17 protein-coding genes are annotated in these 22,629 nt (G+C 61.0%); 10 read left to right on the top strand and 7 right to left on the bottom strand.

The window, feature by feature from the left end; translation table 11 throughout:
* Nucleotides 1-64 precede the first annotated feature (64 nt).
* From HS101_19300 to HS101_19320, 5 genes are all read left to right on the top strand, one after another.
* Nucleotides 65-436 carry a transposase gene (locus HS101_19300; protein MBE7508410.1) on the top strand — a complete coding sequence of 124 codons (372 nt, stop codon included), beginning with the start codon at nt 65-67 and terminating at the stop codon, nt 434-436.
* Nucleotides 433-1,014: an IS630 family transposase gene (locus HS101_19305; protein ID MBE7508411.1), complete on the top strand. Its 582-nt coding sequence runs from the start codon at nt 433-435 to the stop codon at nt 1,012-1,014. The genes HS101_19300 and HS101_19305 overlap by 4 nt, the downstream gene beginning before the upstream one ends.
* 67 nt (nt 1,015-1,081) lie before the next feature.
* Nucleotides 1,082-1,792, top strand: a complete 711-nt coding sequence (locus HS101_19310; protein ID MBE7508412.1) for a cytidylate kinase-like family protein — start codon at nt 1,082-1,084, stop codon at nt 1,790-1,792.
* A 63-nt stretch (nt 1,793-1,855) separates the two neighbouring features.
* Nucleotides 1,856-2,545, top strand: coding sequence for a DUF4405 domain-containing protein (locus HS101_19315; protein ID MBE7508413.1), 690 nt, complete (start codon nt 1,856-1,858; stop codon nt 2,543-2,545).
* Entirely contained in the window at nt 2,542-3,876 is a 1,335-nt protein-coding gene (locus tag HS101_19320) for a PLP-dependent transferase (protein ID MBE7508414.1), read from the top strand. The genes HS101_19315 and HS101_19320 overlap by 4 nt, the downstream gene beginning before the upstream one ends.
* 232 nt (nt 3,877-4,108) lie before the next feature.
* On the opposite strand, the gene HS101_19325 is transcribed toward HS101_19320, so the two are convergent.
* Nucleotides 4,109-6,184: a S46 family peptidase gene (locus HS101_19325; GenBank protein ID MBE7508415.1), complete on the bottom strand. Its 2,076-nt coding sequence runs from the start codon at nt 6,182-6,184 to the stop codon at nt 4,109-4,111.
* A 134-nt stretch (nt 6,185-6,318) separates the two neighbouring features.
* Nucleotides 6,319-7,386 carry a metallophosphoesterase gene (locus HS101_19330; GenBank protein MBE7508416.1) on the bottom strand — a complete coding sequence of 356 codons (1,068 nt, stop codon included), beginning with the start codon at nt 7,384-7,386 and terminating at the stop codon, nt 6,319-6,321.
* Nucleotides 7,387-7,807: 421 nt separating this feature from the next.
* On the opposite strand from HS101_19330, the gene HS101_19335 reads away from it, so the two are divergent.
* The 4 genes from HS101_19335 (at nt 7,808) to HS101_19350 (ending at nt 14,822) form a co-directional block, all read left to right on the top strand.
* Nucleotides 7,808-8,956, top strand: a complete 1,149-nt coding sequence (locus HS101_19335) for a radical SAM protein (GenBank protein MBE7508417.1) — start codon at nt 7,808-7,810, stop codon at nt 8,954-8,956.
* A 135-nt stretch (nt 8,957-9,091) separates the two neighbouring features.
* Nucleotides 9,092-10,180, top strand: a complete 1,089-nt coding sequence (locus HS101_19340; protein MBE7508418.1) for a hypothetical protein — start codon at nt 9,092-9,094, stop codon at nt 10,178-10,180.
* Between the two features lie 767 nt (nt 10,181-10,947).
* A complete protein-coding gene (locus HS101_19345; protein ID MBE7508419.1) occupies nt 10,948-12,225 on the top strand; it encodes a DUF11 domain-containing protein in 1,278 nt (425 codons plus the stop codon).
* Nucleotides 12,226-13,481: 1,256 nt separating this feature from the next.
* Complete coding sequence (locus tag HS101_19350; GenBank protein MBE7508420.1) at nt 13,482-14,822, top strand: phosphonate ABC transporter ATP-binding protein; 1,341 nt, start codon at nt 13,482-13,484, stop codon at nt 14,820-14,822.
* A 21-nt stretch (nt 14,823-14,843) separates the two neighbouring features.
* On the opposite strand, the gene HS101_19355 is transcribed toward HS101_19350, so the two are convergent.
* From HS101_19355 to HS101_19370, 4 genes are all read right to left on the bottom strand, one after another.
* Nucleotides 14,844-16,148 (bottom strand): hypothetical protein, encoded by a 1,305-nt coding sequence (locus tag HS101_19355; GenBank protein MBE7508421.1) that lies wholly within the window; start codon nt 16,146-16,148, stop codon nt 14,844-14,846.
* Between the two features lie 28 nt (nt 16,149-16,176).
* Entirely contained in the window at nt 16,177-17,433 is a 1,257-nt protein-coding gene (locus tag HS101_19360; protein MBE7508422.1) for a hypothetical protein, read from the bottom strand.
* Nucleotides 17,434-17,462: 29 nt separating this feature from the next.
* Entirely contained in the window at nt 17,463-18,095 is a 633-nt protein-coding gene (locus tag HS101_19365; GenBank protein MBE7508423.1) for an NAD(P)H-dependent oxidoreductase subunit E, read from the bottom strand.
* A 407-nt stretch (nt 18,096-18,502) separates the two neighbouring features.
* Nucleotides 18,503-19,687, bottom strand: a complete 1,185-nt coding sequence (locus HS101_19370; protein ID MBE7508424.1) for a PEP-CTERM sorting domain-containing protein — start codon at nt 19,685-19,687, stop codon at nt 18,503-18,505.
* A gap of 779 nt (nt 19,688-20,466) precedes the next feature.
* Between HS101_19370 and HS101_19375 the strand changes: the two genes are divergently transcribed.
* The gene (locus HS101_19375; GenBank protein MBE7508425.1) at nt 20,467-21,174 is read left to right on the top strand and encodes an NAD(P)H-dependent oxidoreductase; all 708 of its coding nucleotides are present in this window, start codon (nt 20,467-20,469) and stop codon (nt 21,172-21,174) included.
* Nucleotides 21,175-21,215: 41 nt separating this feature from the next.
* Here HS101_19375 and murD read toward each other — a convergent pair whose 3' ends face one another.
* A complete protein-coding gene (gene murD / locus HS101_19380) occupies nt 21,216-22,604 on the bottom strand; it encodes a UDP-N-acetylmuramoyl-L-alanine--D-glutamate ligase (GenBank protein MBE7508426.1) in 1,389 nt (462 codons plus the stop codon).
* Nucleotides 22,605-22,629 lie beyond the last annotated feature (25 nt).

Genomic DNA, 22,629 nt, shown 5'->3' on the forward strand with positions numbered 1-22,629 from the left:
TGCGCGTTCCTCTAGCGCCATAGTGCACTAGGGGTTAGGCTCATTGCCAAAGGAGTACTTTGGCATGGAAGCCTATTCGATGGATTTGCGCAGGCGGGTGCTGGCAGCGTGCGATGCCGGGCACGGGACTACTCCGGTTGCAAAGTCGTTCGATGTGTCGCCAGCCTGGGTTCGACGACTCAAGCAGCGGCGTCGCGAGTTGGGGACGATCGCGCCGCTTCCGCATCGCACGGGACCGATCCCCCGACTAAATGAATCTCGGAAAAAGCGACTCCGCAAGCTGGTGGAGGCGCAACCTGATGCGACGTTGGCGGAACTCCGCGACCGGCTGGGCCTGAAGATCACCCTGGGACATCTCTGCCGCTCGCTCCGCAAGATGAAGCTGTCGCTAAAAAAAAGTCGCTCTTCGCGGATGAGCAGAACCGCCCGGATGTGAGAATTCAGCGTGAACACTGGCGTCGGCAATTAGGAGGCCTCGATCCCGATCGCCTTGTATTCATTGACGAAAGTTCAGCGAAGACCAATCTGACGCGCCTGCGCGGCCGAGCGCTGCGCGGTCAGCGGGTCAAAGCCCACGCCCCTTATGGACGATGGCAAACCACGACCATGCTCTGCGGATTGCGCCTTCGCGGCGCCATTGCCCCGATGATCTTGTCCGGTGCCATCGACAGCGCCTCATTCACCGAATACGTCCGCCAGGTTCTGGCTCCGGCCCTGCAGCCCGGCGACATTGTGGTCATGGACAATCTGGCATCTCATCAGGCCGTCGGTGCACACGAAGCCATCGCTGCCGTCGGCGCGCACGTGGCATTCCTGCCCCCGTACTCGCCCGACTTCAACCCGATCGAGATGATGTGGTCAAAGGCCAAACAGATTCTGCGCACCGCGGCCGCCAGAAACTTTGAGGAACTATGCACCGGAATGGCAAAGGCCATCGCCGCGATCAGCCCCTCAGATGCATTGGGCTACTTCACGCACTGCGGAGTCGCTACAGAAAAGCGCAAAACGCTCTAGGCCCCTTGGGAACCACCTTATCGCGTCAGGCACGAGATTTGCTGTCCCCATCCTGCGGAGGTACGTCATGGCCGGTTCAGTACATCATCAGTCTCCCGGTATCGACCGGATTGTCGAACGCCAAATGCGAAACTGGGAGCTTGCCCAGACTCGGCGGGGCGTTGTGCCACTATCGGGCGATCGACAGGTCGCCGACTTCATCGCCATCTCTCGCGCGGTCGGCCTGCCCGGTCGCGAGGTGGCCACGCTCCTCAGCCTGAAGCTCGGTTGGCCCTTGTTCGACCGGGAAATCCTCCAGGCCATGGCGGGCAACGACGATTGCCGCCGTCAGCTCTACGAGTCCATGGATGAACGGGACCTCAACTGGCTGGAAAGCCTCATAGAAGGCATGAGCGGCGGACGCGGCGTTCTGGACGACTATTTCAACAGGCTTTCAGAGACGATTCTCTCGCTGGCGAGAAAGGGACACGCAATCTTCCTCGGACGGGCAGCGGACTTGATTCTACCGCAGCAAGTCGGCCTGCGTGTCAGAATACAAGCCGGAAGAGATTTCTGCGTCACCTCGTATGCAAAATCAAAGCAGGTCTCTCTTGAACGCGCGGCCCGAATAATCGAGGAAATCGAGCATGAGCGGGCCCGGTTCATCCGGCATCACTTCGGCAAGGAAGTTAACGATCCGGCTCGCTGCGACATCTTCCTGAACATGGAGCGCTTCACCGTTCAGCAGGCCGCCGACCTGATTCTGTCGGCCCTGCGCGTCAAGGGGACAATCAGTTAAAGCCGCGCCCCGTTCGACGCCCTCGCTCTTGCTTGTGTCGGTGCGCGGCCGAGAAGGTATCCCATGCATCGCGGAAAAGTCAACTACATCGTGGATTTACTGACCCTCGCCGTTATCCTCGCGATGACAGCCACGGGCCTCATCCTGCGCTTCGCCCTTCCACCGGGCAGCAGAGGTCGCGTACTGTGGGACTGGACGCGACATGATTGGGGGGACCTGCACTTCTGGCTCGCCGCCGGACTCTTTGCCATCATCGTCCTTCATATCGCACTCCACTGGGCATGGGTCTGCGGACTCACGCAGAGACTGCTCAGTTCCAATCCGTCGAGCCGTCCCACCTCCGCCGTCAAACGAAATCTGGTGGGCCTTGCCTTTCTTGGCGGTATCGCCGTGGTGCTCGCCGGTTTGACATGGTGGGCATCACAGATGGTGAGTGATGGCCCTTTGACCCGTGGAGGCCAAAATGGACAACGGGATTCTGTCGCCCGCGCCGTTGAAGACCACAAACCGGCCGCCGGACAACGCACCCCTGATTTGCAAATTCGGGGTTCCATGACGCTTGGACAACTCGCGGAATCCGCGAAAATTCCGGTTGAGTTGCTGCGTGATCGGCTGGGGCTTCCGTCGTCGGTCGCGGCCGACACCCGTCTGGGACATCTTCGCCACGAGTACGGGGTCCGAATGTCGGACGTCCGCCAAGCTGCCTATGCCCCGCTGGCCAGTGCAAATGACGAAGAGGAACGGTCCCCATGATGAAAGAAGAATTCGGACATACGAATGAACCCGACGCCAAGTCCTATCCGCTCGAATCCGATCGCGCCGTCCGCACGCGGCTGATTCACGGCATTGGCCGCTCGCGAAAGTGGGATTACGACCACCACGTGGTTCCCCCGATGACCTCCAGTGCAACCTTTCGCCTCGATTCGGCGAGCCGCGGCGCCCAGGGCTTCGTCGAGTTCGGCCACCTCTCCCCCGACAGCAAAGAGCGCGGCCCCATTTACATCTACGACCGCCTCGATGAGCCCACGCGCGGCATGCTGGAGGAAAATCTCGCCGTCGCCGAGCGAGCCGAGTGCGCCGTCTGTTTCGCAACGGGTATGGCCGCCATCAGCGCGGCCCTCGGCATCCTCGCTCCCGCCGGCGCCCACATCCTCAGCCATCGAACGATCTACGGATGCACCTATTCCCTGATGACCAACTGGCTCCCGCGAATCAACGTCGAAACGTCCTTTGCAGACTTCGTCGATCCTCAGTCCATCGCCAATAACATTCGCGAAAACACCCGCATCCTCTATTTTGAAACGCCGGTCAATCCCGATATGCAGCTCATCGACATCGCCGCGGCACGGCGGACCCTCGACGAAATCAACCGCCATCGCCCCGCCGAACATCGTGTCTGGATGGTGGTCGACAACACCTTCGCCAGCCCATTCTGCCAAAGGCCCGTGACCCTCGGCGCCGACGTCGTCGTCGAGTCGCTCACCAAGGCCATTGGTGGTTTCGGCACCGACTTGGGCGGCGTCGTTGCCGGGCCCAAGTCTTTGCACGATTCGCTCGTCATGTACCGCAAGGACTTCGGCGCCTCGCTGTCGCCTAAGAGCGCCTGGCCTCCCCTTGTGTACGGCCTGCCCTCACTGGCTGCCCGCATGGCAAATTACCAGAAGACGGCGCATCACATCGCCCGCTTCCTGGAGAATCATCCGAAGGTCGAATACGTCAGATACCCCGGACTGGCAAACTTCCCGCAGTTCGAACTCGCCAAGAAACAGATGGTCGACGAGGGAGGCCACTTCGCCCCCGGCTCGATGATCTACTTCGTCCTTCGCCGGAAATCTGACAATGACAATCCCGGCGAGCGACTCATCGACTGGATCGCCGCCAATTCCTACTGCATCACCCTGGCTGTTTCACTGGGTCAGATCAAGACGCTCATCGAGTGCCCATACAGCATGACCCACGCCGCCCTGCCGCCGCAGCGCAAGGCAGAACACGGTCTCGTACCCGGCGGAGTGCGCCTAAGCGTGGGCCTCGAGGATTGGCACGATCTGATGTCGGAGCTTTCCGAAGCGCTCGACCACATTTGAAGCCGGCGCGACGTTGCGGGATTTGATGCGGCGGGTCATTCCCTGGCGCAGCGGTTTCGCCCCATAGGGTGGCATGGGCCTCCGGCCCGTGCGTATTGTCTAATCATGTGTGAACAAGAGTGAACCGTTCGCACGAAACGCGCCCAAATCTCAAAGATGGTTCAAGACCGCTGGACGCAAGTCACCGGAGCGGAACGACTGATCAGTATGAATGCGTCGACGACTCGGGAGCTTATTTCCCGAGAATCTCGCTCACCAGCGAATCCGCCTCGTATACCTTCTGAAGCGCCTCAATAATCGCCCGGCTGTGAACGCCGACCGCCCGGGCGCGCTTCTGATCAAACTGGAAATCCCACACCAGTCCGTAGATGTTCCCGTCAAACACGATGCCGACAATCTCCGCGTTCTTGTTGAAGATCGGGCTGCCGCTGTTGCCGCCGATGATGTCGTTCGTGCAGACGAAGTTAAACGGCACCGACAGGTCGAGCGCATCCTTCTTCTCCACCCATCGGGGCGGAAGATCGTACGGCGGCTGGTTCTCCTTTTGCGCCGCCAGTTTGAAAAGCCCGCGCAGGGTCGTCATCGCCGGGACTGTTCGGCCCGGCTCCTCATAGCCCATCACCGTGCCCAGCGCCAGACGAAGCGTGAACGTGGCGTCCGGATACACCTTGTCGCCGTGCATATCGAAAAGCGCCTGGGCGATCTTGGCATAGGCCCCCGTCTCCGTGCTCTCGTAGCCGTCCTCGTAACGCTTGCGCGTCTTGCGAATGATCGGGTCCATCTCGCGAGCCAGCTTGATCATCGTGTCATCGCTCTCCGAAATCGCCTTCGCCCCGCCCTCATAAAGTCGCTTGCGATACCCCACGTCCTTCAGCTTGCTCCCGGCCAACAGCGCCGCCGCGCGACCCTGGGCATCAATCCCCCCCAGTGCCGTCTTGACGGCCGGGTGCTCTCCACCCAGCACCCGGGCAAGCCGGATCATGCCGTCCGCAAATCGAAACTGCTCCAGCGCCGCGTAAATCGGCGCCTCGGAAAACAGATCGAGCTCCAGCGATGGCAGATTCGCATCGCGATATTCTTCCAGTCGTTCGCCGTCCGGCTTGCCGCGCTCTTCGGCGCTTTGCACCAGCTTCAGCGCGATCGAAAAGTGCCGGCAAAGCGAGGCCCGGCGATTGGCCAGCAGAAAATACTCCGGGTAATAGCTGCGAAGTTCGTCCAGCGCCTTCGCCAGATCGGTATGCGCGCTGCCGTAACTCTTCTGGCGCGCCGGGCTCTCATGGATGAACTTACTCAGCGCCGCCTGCGCTGCCTCTTTCATGCTCATGAGTTGTTGGTCGATCAAACCTTCGAAAATGCCGTTGTATGCCTTGCGCCCGTTCTGGATGCCGAAGAGATCGTCACGCCCGATCCGATTGTTCTCCGGGCTCCGGCCGCAAAACTGATTCAGCGCGACTTCCCGCTCGTTATAGGCATTTAGGATCAGCGGAACGTGAACGTCGCGCAGAAACCTCAGATGCTCGACGGTGTAAAGTCGCTGCGTCCGCCCCGGATGACCGGCGATGAGAGTGAGTTCGCCCTCCTTGGGACCCACGGGGCTCCACTTGAGATAGTCCGGCGTCTCCGCAGGCTTCCCATTTTCATAAGCACGAAGAAAACTGACGTCGAGGTTGTATCGAGGGTATTCAAAGTTCTCCAGATCGCCGCCGAAGAAAGCGATCCCCGACTCCGGCGCAAAGACCAGCCGGACATCGGTGTAGCGCTTGTAGAGATACAGATCAAAACGAGCTCCGTGGTAAAGCTCAACGACCTCCGGTGTCAGCCCCGTGCGATCCTTCGCCTCCTTCTCAATCTCGGCCTTCGCCTTCTTGCGAAGCGCCTGGGCTTCCGTCGCCGAAGTCGTCGGCGTAACGGCCGCGTTGACCTTGTCCGTCACCGACTCGATCGACATCAACACGTCCAGCTCTGCGTGAGGAATCTTGAGCTCCGCGTCGCGCGTCGCGGCATAGAAGCCGTTCTTGATGTAATCGTGCGACTCGTCGCTCAGGTCGGAGATGTAATCCGACGCGACGTGATGATTCGTCATCAGGAGACCGTCCCGCGAGACAAACGACGCCGAGCCGCCCGCCCCGACGCGCACGCACGATCGCCGCACGTGATCCACCCACGCCTCGCTCGGCTCGAAGGTGTAAGTCTCCTTCAACTGCTCGCGCGGCAGGTGATTCAGCGGCCACATTCCCTCGTCCGCGAGGCTCGCCATCGTGAGTGACAAGACAATTCCTCCCACCGCAATCAGTGTATTCGTCTTCATGCCTTCGCCTCGTGATTGTGTCGTGACCGGGGCTGCCCCCGACGATCATTCATTCCAATTCGGGCAGTATAACGGGGAGCGATGTCCGATGCATAAGCGCGGCATCATCGGCCTTCCCCCCAAAGACCGGACGCCTATCGATCCGCGTGCGCCACCGCGGCCGGCCGATTCAAAACCGTCAGAATTGAGAACTCCGGCGGACATAGGAAGCGGATACGCGGCGCCTGACCGCGCTCGTGCCCAACGCCCCTGCTCACATAAATCTGGTTGCCGGACATCTCGTGCAGCCCACCCGCTGCAACTTCCCGCGGAACATCACTCAATGTGATGAGCGGCCCCACAAACGGAAAACAAACCTGCCCGCCATGCGTATGTCCGGCCACAATCAGATCGATCCGCGAATCCTGGCTGAGTTCAAACGCAACATCCGGGCGATGAGCCAATAGAATGCGCAAATCGTCCGAGCCAGGCGCCGTCTCCAATTCCGCAATGACCCGCCTCGACCCCTCGTCGGCATAATTGAGTCTGATCCCACCGAGCGTGACATTCCGATCGCCCACCCGAAGGCGCACAATCTGGTCCGTCAGCGGCCGGACGCGCGTGCCATCCAGCGCCCGCCGAACCTGATCCTCCCTCCACCAGTCGACGTCCCCCATCACAAAGAAAACGCCGCCCGGCGCGTCAAGCGGCGTCAGCATCTCCCTGATCGCGGACATCTGCCCTTCAAACTCATCCCGAGATCCCTGAAATAAATCCCCGGCTATGAGAATGAGGTCGGGGCGATGAAGCATCAGCCGGGAAACAGCCGCCCGTTCATATTCACCGACGTGATCGGTCTGAATGTCCGCAAGGACGCCGATGTCGATCGGCGAATCTCCCCCGCGTGCGTCCGACACAAGAATGTCGCGTTGCAATTCCTCCAACCGATACGGCTCGATAAGACTGGAGAAAACCGCGATAGGCGCCGCCGACAAAGCCAGGAGACAAATGATCCGAAGCGTCCGCGAGATTCGGAATCCCGCGTTTTTCCCGACCGACGCGAGAATCAGAATTACCGCCGCCGTACCCGGAACGACAATCGCAAGGTCCAGGTACAGCAGATTCAGCATCCCGAAGGCGTTCACCCCGAGCAGCCGGGAACACGGAATCTTGATCACGAACACGATCCCCAGAATCAAACCCATCGCAATCGCATGTCTCATGCCATATGGCGAACGTTCAACTCGATGATCCCGCCGCAATGCGACACCCAATACCGAACAGACGATCAAGACGTCGATCAGCACTGAGCCGAATTGAATGATTGAAAATGGCATCGATGGCTCCGCAACCCGACCTTCATGGTGTCTACGCTGGGACTATCGGCAGGTTCTCCAGCGGGTCAACCCGACGCCGCTGACAACCCCCGCCGCGCTTCGGCAAGTCCTGCGCATCTGCCTACAAATACGTCATCTTCCGGCAGCCAAACTCGCAAAGCGGCCTCAACGATTGAATAGATCAGCCCGCACCGCACTGTCCACCGATATTCCTGTTAACCGCCGTCGTTTTCGTCGTCACGCGGCGTGCGTCACAGTGACGTCGTAGCGCTGCCGGAGGCTGTTGTAACCGCCGATGTCCAAACGCGTGTTCCGTGAATTAACCACGCCCTTCCTGCGCGACAAGCTTCTCGATCTCAAGCTGCGCTTCGGCGAAGAGTCCGGCCAGTTCCAGGCCCTTTCTCGTCAATACGCTCGCACGGAACAAGAAGACATCGGCACCTCCGAAGCCAACCTGCGCCACTACGAAGCCGAGGTCGACATCGGCTCCCACGCGCACCCCATCCCCGGCATCGAACGTCTCTATCGCCGAACGCTCGTCATCGAACCCACCCTGGCCTGCGCGGCTCACTGTCGCTACTGCATCCGCGCCAACTATCCTCGACACAACCTGTCCGAATCCGAGCTGACCGAAATCGCCCGCTACTGCGGCAGCCCGTCGCAGCGCGATGATCTTCGCGAGGTCCTCATCACCGGCGGCGATGTTCTGCTCGTCCCGGATCGCGTGGACTATCTCCTTCGCGCCCTCATCGAACACGCGCCGAACATCAGGATCGCCCGCGTCGCCACGCGCATTCCGACTCAGGACCCGCGCCGCATCGACGATCGCGTATTGAACATCTTCCGCAATAAATCCTCGCTCCGCCTGGAGCTCGCCACGCAGATCAATCACGCCGTCGAGTTCTGCCCGGAGGTCGCCGACGCCTTTCGAAAAATCACGGCCGAAGGCGTACGCGTCTATGCCCAAAACGTCCTGCTTCGCGGCGTCAATGACAACCTCGAAAGCCTGATCGACCTCTACGATGTCCTGCGAAATGAAGGCATCGAGTCTCACTACCTCTTCCACTGCGTCCCGCTCCAGGGAATGGCCCATCTGCGAACCAGTCTCGACGAGGCCGTCGTCCTCGCACGCGGCCTGGGCAGCAGCGGTCGAATCTCCGGCCGCGCCAAGCCATTGGTCGCCGCGATGACCGACATCGGGAAGATCGTCCTCTACGACGGCGTCATCATCGCTCGTCGCGCCGGACGTATTCTCCTCCGCAGCGAGTGCACCCTGGCCCAGCGACGACAATGGAACCCGAACTGGAGGATGCCCGACACCGCTGAGTGTGATGCCGACCGAAAGCTTATGGTCTGGTACTTGGACGGCGGAGCGCACCTCCCGGAAGCGGACGATTTCCCCGCGGAAAAGAGCCTTGCCGACCGAGGCTCCCTGGCCCTTCCCGTCTTCCAGTGACCCTGATCGCGCAACAACGAATCCGAACCGAGCTATTCAAGCCGCATGGATCGCAGATTCCCTCCCATTTCACTCTCGGCAGTCCGATATTATCCATATTGTGCAAGCCTGATTCAGGAAGTTTGGAGCCCCCCCATGTTCAGGGCTGACGGATCACACCGAATTTGCCGCCTCCCGATTCTGGCAGCCGGATTGTTCGGTCTCTTGGCTCAATCGTCTCAGGCCCAGCAGTATTCCTCGCATCCCGAGAATGACCCCTGGCGAACGTCCGCCCCCGATCCGTCGCGCCGCGTTACTTCCGAGCCATTGGCGTTGCATGAATCGCCCGAAGACGAGCAGCCGACAGGCCCCAGAGTTTTTGTCGACGAATCAAAATCCTCCAACTCTGCCGCCGAGCCGGAGCCCCTGCTGTGGAAGGGCTTCCTCTATGGAAATCCGAACTTTCGAGATAAGCCGCGACCGGTGGGCTCGCCGCTGTACTTTGAAGACCCGTTCATCAATTCCGACGTTCGCTTCGTCTATTTCTATAACAAGTTCCCGAAGGGCTCGGCGCTCAAGGGCGGCGATCTGAATGTCTACCTCCTCCAGCTTCGGTTGGCTCTGACGGAGCGCCTGCAGTTCATGGTCACCGGCGATGGCTACTCGCACCTGGAGAGTCCCATCCTTGAAGACGACAGCGGCTGGAATGACCTCGCCCTCGGCCTCAAGTATGCCCTTTACGCCGATCCCGAGAATGACTTTCTTCTCTCCACCGGGCTCAGGTGGCGGCTGTCGAACGGCCACGCCGGAACGCTAAATGGCAACGTGGACGAATTGACGCCCTTCATCACCGCCTACAAAGGCTGGGGCAAGTGGCACTTCATCGCCGACGTGGCCGGCCGCATCGCCATGGACGAGCACCAGGGCAATTATCTACTCAGTTACAACCTGAGCACGAGTTACGAACTACTCGAAAACGTCTTCTTCCCGCTGATCGAGTTCCACGGGGTCCACTACCTGAGCAACGGCGACCGCCTGCCCTTCGACATCGGCGGTCTGGACTACGCCAACATCGGCTCGAGCAAGGTCGCCGGCCACGCCGCCTTCTGGGGCGGCATCGGCGCGCGCTGGAACATCGTCGAGCACGTCTCCTGGGGCGCCGTGTGGGAATTCCCCATGCAGTCCACGTCGAACAACGACATCTTCGAACACCGGGTCACGACGAATCTGATCTTCACCTTCTAGATAGACCTCCTCTGAAAAAACTTTCGCAGCCCGACGCGAAAATGTGCCCCGACCCGCAAGAAGGGCCCCGGTCTTCAGCCCGGGCGGTTCGGCATCGACCAGTTGCTCCGGATTTCGACCGACACGCATCAAAACCCAAGGTGACATAAGGTGACACAAACCTCGCGGGGATTGTGCCAACGCTTGTGCCGGGCATGTGTTGGGGCAATTCGAAAATCCGGCGGTTTTTGGGTGAAAACGGCCTGACACCGGGAGGAGCTAAGGGTTTAAGGGACGAAGGGGGCGAGGGCTTGGAAGTGGACATCGCGCGCTCCCTCGCGAGGCATAAGGGGATTGAACTCCATTCGTGAATGCTTGCTCCGTGTGCGCGCCTTGGGTGGGAGCTTGAATTGTTTGATTCATCGTGAGACATGATTGGCGTGAAGTGTTGGACGAGGCTGATCGCACGATTGCACTGAGCATGGGAGAGGCCTTCAAAAAGTGGCATGTCCGCAATGCCGCCAGTAGCATGTCCCGGATACCCCCAGCCAATTTCGAGCGGTACCGATAACTTTGAAAATCGGATGAACGTTGTTCATAACCCGGAGGGTCAGGCGGTATGATGGTGGAATGTCGCGCATCGGCGTAGACGGCCAAAGGCCACCTGGGAAATCTCGGAGAAAAAAACAGTGGCCTTACAGGGGCGCCCGTTGCCATCGATGATGGTCAAGAATGACCGCCCGTATCGGGAACACCTGACGGATCGGACGCCAGCACAGGAGAACCGCATGCAGCGCATTGACGCCTCACATTTGTTCGAGAGACCTTTTTCAGTCCTGCGGGGCCCATCCTGTGCGGCGGCCATTGCGGTCTTCGTATTGTCGGCAGCATCAGGCGTTCGGGCGCAGTCCGCCGACATCTTCCCGAGTCAGACCATCGATCCGGCCGACGTGGTCTGCGGCGATACCGTCCAGTATACGCTGACGGCCACAAACAACGGTCCGGACAATGCGTCCACAGTCGTCATGACGAACGATCTGCCGGATTGTGTCGCCTTCGCTGGTTTTGTCAGCATTACTCAGGGCAGCGCGAGTCAAGGCGCCGGCGTCATCACGACGAACTTCGGCACGATCAACACGGGGGCCAGCGCCAGCCTGGTCTTCAACGTGACCGTTTCGGTCGGCTGCACGCCGTCGTATGAGAATGTCGTCAGCGCCACCACCACCACGAATGACCCCAACCCGGGTAACAACGTCTCCACACTTGGCACGCTGGTCGGGTGCGGCGATCTGACGGTGGAAAAAATTGGCCCCGCGGACGGCGTCTGCGGCGACAGCGTCATTTATCTGCTCATCGTTCGGCAGGCCGGGCCGGGGGCCGCCGGCGAGGTTATGCTGGTCGATGACCTGCCTGACTGTCTCACGGAGGTCTCGTGCTTCTCCAGCCAGGGAACCTGTACGGTCGGCGCGGGGAATGTCGTAACGGTCGAGCTGGGAACAATCGACGCAGATGCATCGGCGATCGTGGGCATCAGCGCAACGCTTGGTGCAGCGTGTGCGCCGTCAATCAACAATTCCGCAGAGGTCAGCACGCCGGCGCCGGAGCCGAACCCGGCCAACAACACATCCGCGCCCGTGACCACCAACGTGATCTGCGAGATCGGCGCCTGCTGCCGGCCGGATGCGCCGTGCGACCTGCGCACTCAGACTGACTGCGAGACACTCGGCGGGACCTTTCAGGGCGTGCTGACGGACTGCGCGGATTTCGACAGCGACAACGACGGAATCTGTGACGCGTTCGACAACTGTCCCAACGCATCCAACGCAGACCAGGCGGATACCGACGCCGACGGAGTCGGCGATGTGTGCGACGGCTGCCCGAACGACCCGGGCAAAAGCGCGCCCGGCGTCTGCGGCTGCGGTGTCGTCGACAGCAACAACATGGGCGACCCGTGCGGCGGAGCGGCAGCACAACCCCTTCCGTGCGGCGCTTGCGGCGTGGGAATTCAACCGGCTATGATGTTGATGTTGCCGATCCTTCTTCGCCGAAGGCGTCGATGCAATTGAGTTGAGCCCGTAATCGAGGCGGGTTGCCGGGCTGGTCGATTCTCCGCTCAGGCGAAAGCTCGCCCATGCGCGGGATATGCTACGGAAAGGCACGGCGCATGGTCGAGGGTCACCGGGTGGCATGGCCGCGACTTTAGGCGGCCATGCTCGTGAACGAGCACGTCGTGAATAACGCGAATTGCAGCCCGAGAAGCGAAGAGACCCCCCGACTCCTGGGCCCAAGATTACTTGCCCGCCTAAGCTGGCTTCAAGTGGCCGCTGTCATTCTTCTCTGGGCAGCCAGCTCGCAGAGATACTTGGCAATCTGTGTCGGGCAATTAACGATTCTTGCTTTCAACGGTTTGCTTTCGGTCGACATCTGGGCATCAAGTGCCGTCAATCCTTATCCAAGAGGGGTTTATTGTTCGCAAGAAGCACTCGGCCTTGAGCTCGCCATTCAAAACACGCTAGACGTTGGGATCTCTGTGTCGAAGAGCTTAAACCAAAATTCCGTGACGATTCCAACATTATGTATGGGAGCTATTGGTATCGTTGGAGTCGTCCTTGCAAAGGTATGGGCGAATCGGCGTTTGCCCCAAGCGCGATGTCGGCGGTGCAGCTACGATTTGCGAGGAAATACGTCTGGCATTTGTCCAGAGTGTGGCACCGCGATTCCAACATCGCGATTGTGGACTAAGCGATAATCATGCCAACAGAGTTCGAGACTTATTCCGCCGAATTGGCAATAATTCGCCGTGATCGACGCCGCAGTTTCTTGCTCCTTTTCGTGACTCCGCTCGCGGCCTTCTTGACTGAAATCGCTTCCGGCCTGAGCCGAACGAATCTTCAGTGGGTCATGGCGGTGCTCTTGCTCGCTGGCTTCGGCGGGGCCTTCGCTTATGGCGTCAAGTTTTCGTGGAGCAGGTGTCCACGTTGCCGCAATCAATTCTTTATGAAGGGAATTCTCCGGTCCAACGGATTCGCCCGTAAGTGCGTGCACTGCGGCCTGCCACTCTCATAGGGGGAATTAGGGATATTCTACTCTTCCTGGGTCGCTACCTTCAGCTTCCAGGCCCGCCCCATCTACGAGCAAAACGGTTACCGCGTCTTCGGCGTTCTGCCCGATTACCCCACCGGGCACGATCGCTATTTCCTGTCCAAAGCCCTGACCCCGTCCCGAGGCGCGGATCAGGCGGCACCATGACGTGCAACCGACGATCGCTTTGTGCTAGAATCGGCTTGGTTGTCCGTCCACGAAATGCTCCCGGAGTGAAACTGTGCGTAAACTTTCATACCTCCCCCTGGTCGCCGTGTGTCTCGCGGCGTCGTTCTTCAATGTCGCTGCCGCCATCGGCGCGACCGTCACCTTCCGCGTCACGGTCCCGGCATGGACTCCGGAGAGCGACACGGTCTATATCGCCGGGAACTTTCAGGGGTGGAATCCCGGTGGCCCGGCTCATGCGCTGACCGAGCTTCCCGACGGGCGATGGGAGATCACGCTCAGCCTGCCGGACAGCGTGCAGATTCAATACAAGTTCACGCGCGGAAGCTGGGGGACCGTCGAGAAAGGACCCAACGGCGAGGAGATCGCCAATCGCACGCATACGCCGCTGGGCGTGCAGACGCTCAACCTCGTCGTCGCGAACTGGGCCGATCCGCAACCCACGATCGTCGGGCATGTGGAGTCGTTTACGTACGCCCCGTTCCTCGCTGGCCGGCGCTGCTGGGTCTATCTGCCGCCGGGCTACTTCGAGAGCACGAAGTCTTACCCCGTGCTGTACATGCACGACGGGCAGAACCTCTTCGATCAGAACACCAGCTTCGCCGGCGAATGGAAAGTGGACGAGACCTGCGAGATGCTCATCGGCAACGGCGAGATCGAGCCGATCATCGTCGTCGGCATCGAGAACAACGCCGCAAGGTGCACCGAATATACGCCGTGGCCCGCCATTCCCGCTGGCAACCCCTGCGCGGGCGGCGGCGCCAATACCTATCTTCACGCGATACGCGACGTGCTCATCCCCGAGGTGAACAATCGCTACCGCACGCGCACCGGGCCGGCGAACACTTACATGGCGGGCTCGTCGCTGGGAGGACTGGTCACAGTGTATGCGGGTTACGCGTACGGCAACGTGTGGGGACGCATCGCGGGCGTGTCACCCTCCTATTGGTGGGCGAATCAGGCGATGCTCAACTATGCCGCGGCCAACCCGCCGCCGGCGACGCTGACCCACTTCTATCAGGACATGGGCACGTCTGAATCCGGCATCAGCAATCTTCGAGCGATGCGAGACATCGCGATCGGACAGGGATTTGTCTTGGGCGACGACCTGCTTTCCATCGAGGCCTCGGGCCACTCGCATAACGAGTTCTATTGGGCACTTCGACTGCCCGACACGCTGCGCTTCCTCATCAATGCGCCGACGTCTCCGGGCGACATGAACTGCGACGGCGATGTCGACGTGGATAACGACCTGCCGCTCTTCGTGGATGCCCTGCTGGACCCGATCAGCTACGTCCCGCCCATCGGCTGCGGCATCGATCAGGCGGATCTCAACGATGACCAGAGCTACGACGGGCTGGACATCGCGGGGTTCGTCGGCGCCGCGATTCCTTAAGCGGAATGCGGGACGGCATGATTATGGCCCGCCGCCGGTCATCGCGAGGTTGGGGACCAGCGTCTGAAAGTAGAGCAGGCTCCACGCGATGCAACCGATCGTGAACCAGCCGCGCCAGCCGCCGCGCGAATACGGCGCGATGATCGCCAGCCAGATCGGCAGAAAATCCAGGGCAAATCGGTTCCACCCCGGCTGGATAAAGCCGGTCCCGTGGTAACAAAGCAGTCCCACCATCACCGGCAGCGTGCCCAGCGCCAGCAACCGCCGCCGCGCATCGCGATACCACTTCCTCGCGTCGATCAAAAAGAGCAGCAGCAGCGGCGTCGTCAGCCAGATGCTCACGCCGTGCTGATGCGGGGCGACGATGTGAACGCGCGTCGTCGAGACCTCGTCAATCCTCGGCGGGGCCAAGTGCATGTAATAGAAGTTGTCGGGCAAGAAGTGCGGCGAGAAGACGCCATGCTCCCTGCACCGCTCGGCCAGCTCCTCCGAATCGCGATTGACGTAGATATGGCGATAGCCGAAGTCCAGCGGGCTGCCGAACTTCAACTGATTGAGCGTCAGCAGCGGCGCGGCGATGACGGCGAGGCCGATGAGGCACATCGCGATTCGGCGCTGCTTTGCCGCGACAATGAGCAGCGGCAGCGCATAGAGACAGGTCATCTGCCGAGTCCACACGGAGATCGCTAAACCGAGTAGCGCGGGCCAGATGCGCTGTTTGCCGAGAAGATCGGCGGCGAAGATCAGCAGGCCGACCTGCGATGCGACGTGGTTCATCTGGGCCAGTTGGCCGCAGCCCGCGTCGGCGAGCTCGGGCAACAGCGCCGTTCCGCCCATCCAGCCAACGGTGAGCAGCGCGGCCCACGCGGGGTCGCCGGTCTGTTTTAGAAAGACGAGAAATCCGACGATCGGCACCGGCCAGAAGAAGAGCAGCACCATCGGTGTCTGCAGCCAGACGTCGGCGCCGTCGAGCATGAGGCGGTGAAGCGGCGAGAGGATGACCGTGAGGAAGCCGACCAGCGGCGGAAAGACGTTGAACACCTTCCCGTCGTAATAGGCCGTATCGTGCATGCGCGTGTGCGAAGGGTCGGCGCCCTGGTTCGGCAGGTCGAGCCGCCCATCAAGCCAGGCGACACCTTCGAGCACGCCGGCGTTTTCATCGGCGCGAACGTTCCACTGCGACAGGCGAATCTTGGGGCCCATCACCAGTTGGATCGCCACGAGCATGAGCACGAAACAGGCGATCGTCCGCCACCGCGACGCGCGATCGCCGTTTGCGATGGGCGGCGAGGCCGGGTCGGTCGGTGATGAGTGTGCGTGCGTCATGGAGCCTTGCCGGTGCGACGACGAAATTTCAGGCGGCGTACATGCCGGTGACGATGTTAAAGTAAAGCGCCGACCACGCCATCGCCGCGATTGTCACGCCCTTGCGACGCGCGCCCTCCTCGCATCGGCTCGCGATCACCACCAGCCACGCCGGGATGAAATCGAGCGCGAATCGGTAATAGCCGGGCTGGATGTAGCCGGTGCCGTGAAACATGAGCAGGCCCGCAATGATCGGCAGCGTCGAGAGCACGATCGCCCGCTGCGAGGGGATCGCCCACCACCGCCGGGCATCAATCAAGATGAACACCAGCAGGGGCATGGTCATCCAGATGCTCGCCCCGTGCGGACTGACGTCGGGCCGCAGGCCGAAGCCGCCGAGCTGCCACGAGGGAGTTTCGCAGTTCATGTACCACGCGTTGCGCGGGAGGAATTCGGTGCTGAACAGGGCGCGCTGTCCGGCACGGGCCAGTTCATCGACGCGACCTTCGTAGAGATACTTGTAGCCGCTGTCGAGCGGCGTGCCGAACTTGGCCCAGCTCAGCCCCATCGGCAAGGCCAGCGAGACTGCGACGGCGAGGGCCAGGCCAATGTAGCGTCCCCTGCCGGAGGCGGACGGGTGCCGCCGGTATGACATCGCCAGGCCCAGCGCATAAAAAATCGCCAACGGGCGCGACCACGCCGCGATGACCAGCCCGACCCATGCCGGCCATTGCCGCCTGCCCGCGATCATCGAACCGGCGATCAGCATGATGCCGGTTTGCGAGAGCAGATGATTGATCTGGCTGATCCCGCCATTTCGGGCCGAGACGAGGCACGGGAGAATCGGCGTGCCGACGATCCAGAAGAAGGTGAAGCACGCCGCCCACGCAGCGCGCGCCCCCGCCTTCCTGAAGGCCCAGTAGCCGGCGAAGGGCAGCGGCAGTGCCACCAGCATGACATACCACGGCGTGTAGATCTGGCCCGCCGCCGTGCCGAGCGACTTACCCAGCCCAAGCGCCGCATAGGACAGAAGCGTGAAGAGCGGCGGGAAGACGTTGTAGATGCGCCCCTCGAAGAGCGCCGTATCGTGCAGGCGGGTCGGCAGCGTAAGTCGGCCATCGTGCCAGGCGACGGCCTCGGCCACGGCGGAGTTGGAGTCTGCCGCAGCGGTCCATCGCGATAACTCAACAAGCGGCGAGCCGACGAGATGCAAAGCGACGAGCAGGAGCAGAAAGCAGCCCACGACCGCAGCGGTGGATTCGCGGGAGGCCGATCCACCACCGGAAAGCTCGGGAGTCTCGGGCATAAGGTCGCTTCCGAAAAATCAGATGCGAATCAGGCGTCCTGCATTTCCTTGACGTCCGACGTCTTCGGCAGGTCGTCCGGGTCGGCCGCCTTCGCGGGAGGCTTCGAGAAAAGCTCGCTCCGCGGGAAGGCGATCTGGTCGTTCTTCGCATCCTTTAAGAGCTTGGCGACCTGCTCCGGCTTGACGCACTTATGCAGCTTTTCGTTGATGAGCAGACAGGGCCCATGATCGCAGGCCGCGAGACACTCTTCCGTGAGCAAACTGTAAGTACCGTCGGGCGTTGTGTGATGTTCCTCGATGCCCAGCTCGTCCTTGACCGCCTGAAGGACCGCATCGCTGCCGAGCAGATTGCAACTGAGGCTGCGACAGGCGACGACGACCTTTACGCCCTTGGGATGATCCCAGAAGTGCGTGTAGAAACTCATCGTGTCCATGACCTGGCTCGGCGGGATCTCCAGCACCTCGGCGATTTCCTTCATCGCCTGATAGCCGACGTGGCCGAGCGTCTCCTGCACGATGTGCAGCGCCGGAAGAAGGGCTGCCCGCTTGGTCTCGTATCGCGGGAAGAAACCGCGAATCTTCTCGCGGACCGCCTCGCTCAGAACGGGCGGGGCTTTCTCATCTATGACCGGTATCGTTCGATCGATTGCCTGCCAAGCCATGCTCGGTGTGCTCCTGGTTAATAGAGGAGGCCATGATAGACCGATACCCGCGCGATTGCCAACGGCCGCACCGACGACCGCGATGCCCAACGGCTACGCCGACGACGGGTCCTTTCGCCCGGCAGGGCGCACGATGGTTGCCAGTGATTTCAATCACTGGACCCATGCGTCCCCAAACGAATCCCCGTCCGGAGGACGGACGAACGCATCCCGCTTCATACTTGACCCCCGGTCAATGTGCGCGGGTAGATGTTTGAAAAATCAAAGATGGCTGGCCAGGTGCAAGGTGCTTACTCGATTGAATCCAACTGAAGACACTGGGACGCCAGTAGAACCTTTTCTCGGTGAAATCCGTGTATTCGACCTTTATATGCGGAATTCGTAGGTTCAATTGGGAGCGCAGCCCATTAGAGTCGGGGCGGGCGTGAACGACGGCGTGGGCGGAGCATTGCAATTGCTGCGAGAGTTAGGAAGGCGGTGGCTGGCTCGGGGATGACGGCGCGGAAGGCCTCTTGTTCGCCTTGGGGGTTGATGCCTACTCCTACGATGGTGTTGCCGTCGGAGGAAATGGCAAAGGCATCCGTGAGCAGCCAGCCGGTGAGATTTAGGCCAAAGTCACTAACCAGCCACTCTCTCAAGTTCCGGAGTCCGTTTGCCCCATCCCAGATTACGGCTTTTTGTGGTCCTGATCCTTGGCTTGCTCCGACGATGCGGGTCCCAACATCGCTAACCTCTCTTGCAATACTTGCGAAATCTCCAGGCAGGATTCCGAGGTCTTGGTACCCGAAGCCATCACGCCAAACAAAGGCTTGGTCTTCGCCGGTCGGCTTCCGAGAAAACCCAACAATCTTAGAACCGTCAGCCGAGAGGTCTTCAACGAATGCTGCATTGGACCCATTGGAAGGCAGCCCCAAAGACACAGCGCCTGTAGCGTTTGTCCACCGAAACGGGCGACGAAGGCTCCCAGAATGCCCTGCAATCACCTCACCATCTGCGGATAAATCGATAGCCTGAGAACGGGAAATGCCAAGCCCCATCATCCCACCTTGCGCGGTCCACCTGAATGCTTCACTGTTCGGTAGGTCAGAGACACTAAATCCAACAACGACGGAACCATCGGCAGAAACGTTTGTTGCGCTGCTGAAATAGTTACCACCGGGAAGATCCCCCAAGCTCACAAGGCCCGTGGACTCTGTCCAACGAAACGCCTCAGCATTTCCATTTGAAAGCGTAGAGGTTCCACGCCCTACCACAACAGAGCCGTCTGCTGAAGTCGCGATTGCCGAACTGTCAAAACCGCCGCCATCAAAATCACCAAGCGTGACTAGACCGGTATCCTCCGTCCAACGAAACGCGATGAATTGGCCGTTGCCGGTGTTGTTTTGGCAGCGGCCGACGACGGTGGAGCCGTTGGAGGAGACGCCGAAGGCGACGGTGGGAAAGCGGCAGGTCGAGGTTGTGCCGAGGCCCATGAAGCTCGGTGTCGTAGCGGCCGAGGCGATGCCAGCCGTTGACGCGAGCGCCACCAGCGCCGTCGTCACACAAAACAGGTCCCTTCGGATTCTCGAAGGTGCTCCATTCAACTCTTTCACGGTGATCCCCTCGTACGGGCGGCCCGGCGGCACTCCTGCCCCCTCGCCCCCCATTATACCGCCCACCGGCCGTCGTCTTCAACCGACGCCAAGCCCTCGCCCGGCAGGGCGTACGATGGTTGCCAGTGATTTCAATCACTGGACCAATAAGCCCCCAAACGAATCCCCGTCCGGAGGACGGACGACCTTGGATGACCAGCCCGCGTCCGCCCTTGCGGGCGGTGAAGAAAAAGAAGAGGAGTTGGATGCCCGCTACCCAGTGGCTCGAAGCCACTGGCAACCATCGTTGGCCCTGCGGGCCGGGGTTGCAGTCGGCTCAGTCGCTCTCGAATGAAATCAAACGGCGCGCACGGCGAGCAAGTGTAGACATGCGGGAGGCGATACCGGCATGCTCGGCACGCAGATAACAAATCCACGAAATGCAGATTCCGATTCTCACGCGCACTTTCCAAAAAACCACCTAAAAGTCGCACCACCCCAACACATGACCGCCACAAGAGTTGCAACCGAAAAAAATCGCGTGTGTCACCGTATGTCACCTTCGACTTTGCAGGACTTGCGCGCGATCAGCGCGCTGGTCTTCACCCTGGACCCCTCTGCCCCTCGATCCCTCGGCCCCTTTTTTTTCGCCTATTGTCACCTTCGATTTTGCAAGAGTTGCGCGCGTGCAATGCTCTCGTCATTACCCTCGGCCCCTTGGCCCCTTGGCCCCTCCGCCCCTCGGCCCCTTCTCATGGCCTTCGCCATCCCGGTTTCGGCGGCCCCATCAGCGTGCTATCATGCCCCTCTTCCCGCCCCGATGGCGGGAAAACTCTCAACCCACGGAGGTCCATCGCGTGCAACCGGCAACCCCCCAGGCTCTCGTTCAGCAGCTCAGTTGGCGATACGCCGTCAAGCGATTCGACCCGACGAAAAAGATTCCCGCCGACACCTGGGCGGCCCTGGAAAAGGCCCTCGTCCTCACACCGTCGTCCTTCGGCCTCCAGCCGTGGCGGTTTGTCGTCGTGGTCGATCAGGCTACCCGGGAGAAGCTCGTGCCCCTGAGTTGGAAGCAGACCCAGCCCGCCGACTGCTCGCACTTTGTCGTGTTCGCGGCGCGCGAAACGATGACCGAGGCGGATATCGATCGTCTGTTGGAGCGCACGGCCGAGCTGCGCGGCGTCGGCGTCGAGACGCTCGCCGGCTATCGCAAGGTGATGATCGGCACACTGGTGACCCCGGCCGCGAACTTCAACGTCAAGCACTGGGCCGCCTTGCAGACCTACATCGCCCTCGGCAACTTCATGACCGCCGCGGCTATGATCGGCGTGGACACCTGCCCCATGGAGGGCATCGAGCCGGCGAAATACGACGAGCTGCTGGGACTGCCGAAGGAGGGCTACTCCACCATCGTGGCCTGCGCCGCCGGCTACCGCGCAGCCGACGACAAGTACGCAAAGCAGCCGAAAGTCCGCTTCCGCGACGAGGAGGTCATCCGCCGCATATGAACCGGCAGACTCGCCGAAGCCCCCTCAACGATGTGCGACGATTACTGTCCAGCCAGCCGGCGAAACTGCTCGCCACGGTCCTCATAGTTCTTGAACCAGTCGTAGCTGGCGCAGCCGGGTGACAGCAGGATGACATCTCCGCCGCGGGCATGGCTTCGGGCCAGCACAAGCGCCGATGGAAAGTCGGACGCGCGCTCGACGACAGCGCCGGCTCCGGCGGATTTGCATCGCTCGATTTCGTCGGCCAGCCGGGGGCCGGTCTGCCCGATGCAGATGGCGGCCTTCGCGCGATGGGCCACGGCGCGGGCCAGTTCATCGAAGGGACTTCCCTTGTCCGAGCCGCCGACCACGAGAATGACCGGGGATTCAAACGCCGCAAGTGAAGTCATGGCCGCCTCAGGGGTCGTGGCCTTGGAGTCGTTGTAGTATTTGATCCCCGCGAATTCGCCGACAAACTCCAAGCGATGCGGGAGTCCGCCGAACTCGGAAAGGGCCTGGCACGATATATCGTCGCTGACACCAAGCAGCCGCGCGACGGAGACCGCGGCGGCCGCGTTCATCAGATTGTGCAGGCCGGGCACAGTCAACTTCGCGGCGAGTTCATGCAGTTCGCCATGCGAGTCGGCGGAACGAGAGAATCGCATCGCCCGCAGTTCTCGATTCACCCCGTACCAACGCAGATTCTCCCGAGTTCGCCACTGGCCGGGAAACGCCGACAGGTCTTCGTCCAGCGGCATGAGCAGATGGTCGGACGGTTTCTGATGGCGGAAGATATTAGACTTCGCCTCCGCATACTCAGCCATGGTGCCGTGCCGATCGAGGTGATTGTCGCGAAGATTGGTGATGACGGCGATGTGCGGGCTGCGACGAATCCCAACGGCGTCCTCCAACTGAAAGCTGGAGAGCTCGAGCACGACGACGTCATTCGCGGCGATGTTCGGCAGGTCATCGAGCAGCGACTTTCCGATGTTTCCCCCGAGCCATACTTTCCCGTTGCCCCAGTCGGAGGAGCGAGCCGCCGAGTCGAGGATCGTGCCGATCATGGCCGTGGTCGTGCTCTTGCCGACGGTGCCGGTGATTCCCACGAGCGTGCCGCGACAACGCTCGAGGAACAGGTTCATCTCGCTCGTCCACGGAATGCCGCGGTCGATCGCCGACTGAAAGAAGGCTGACTTTTTCTTGTCGACGGCCGGACTGACGACGAGCAGGTCGCAGTGGTCCAGGTCAGCCAGGTCGTGGCCGCCGAGGCGGCGCGTGAATTCGAGACCGTCGAGCAACTGGAGGCTTTCGGCGAGCTTGTCTTCAGAGGCCATGTCGGTCACGAGCACTTTCGCGCCCTGCTCGCAGAGCCAGCGCGTGACGCCGATGCCGCCGCCGAATCGGCCCAGCCCCATGACGATCGCACGCTTGCCGTGAAACTCGCCGGACATCCGCGACTCCCTTCGCGCTACTTTC

The sequence above is a fragment of the Planctomycetia bacterium genome, from assembly GCA_015075745.1.
In the GTDB taxonomy this organism is placed as follows: Bacteria; Planctomycetota; Phycisphaerae; order UBA1845; family UTPLA1; genus UTPLA1.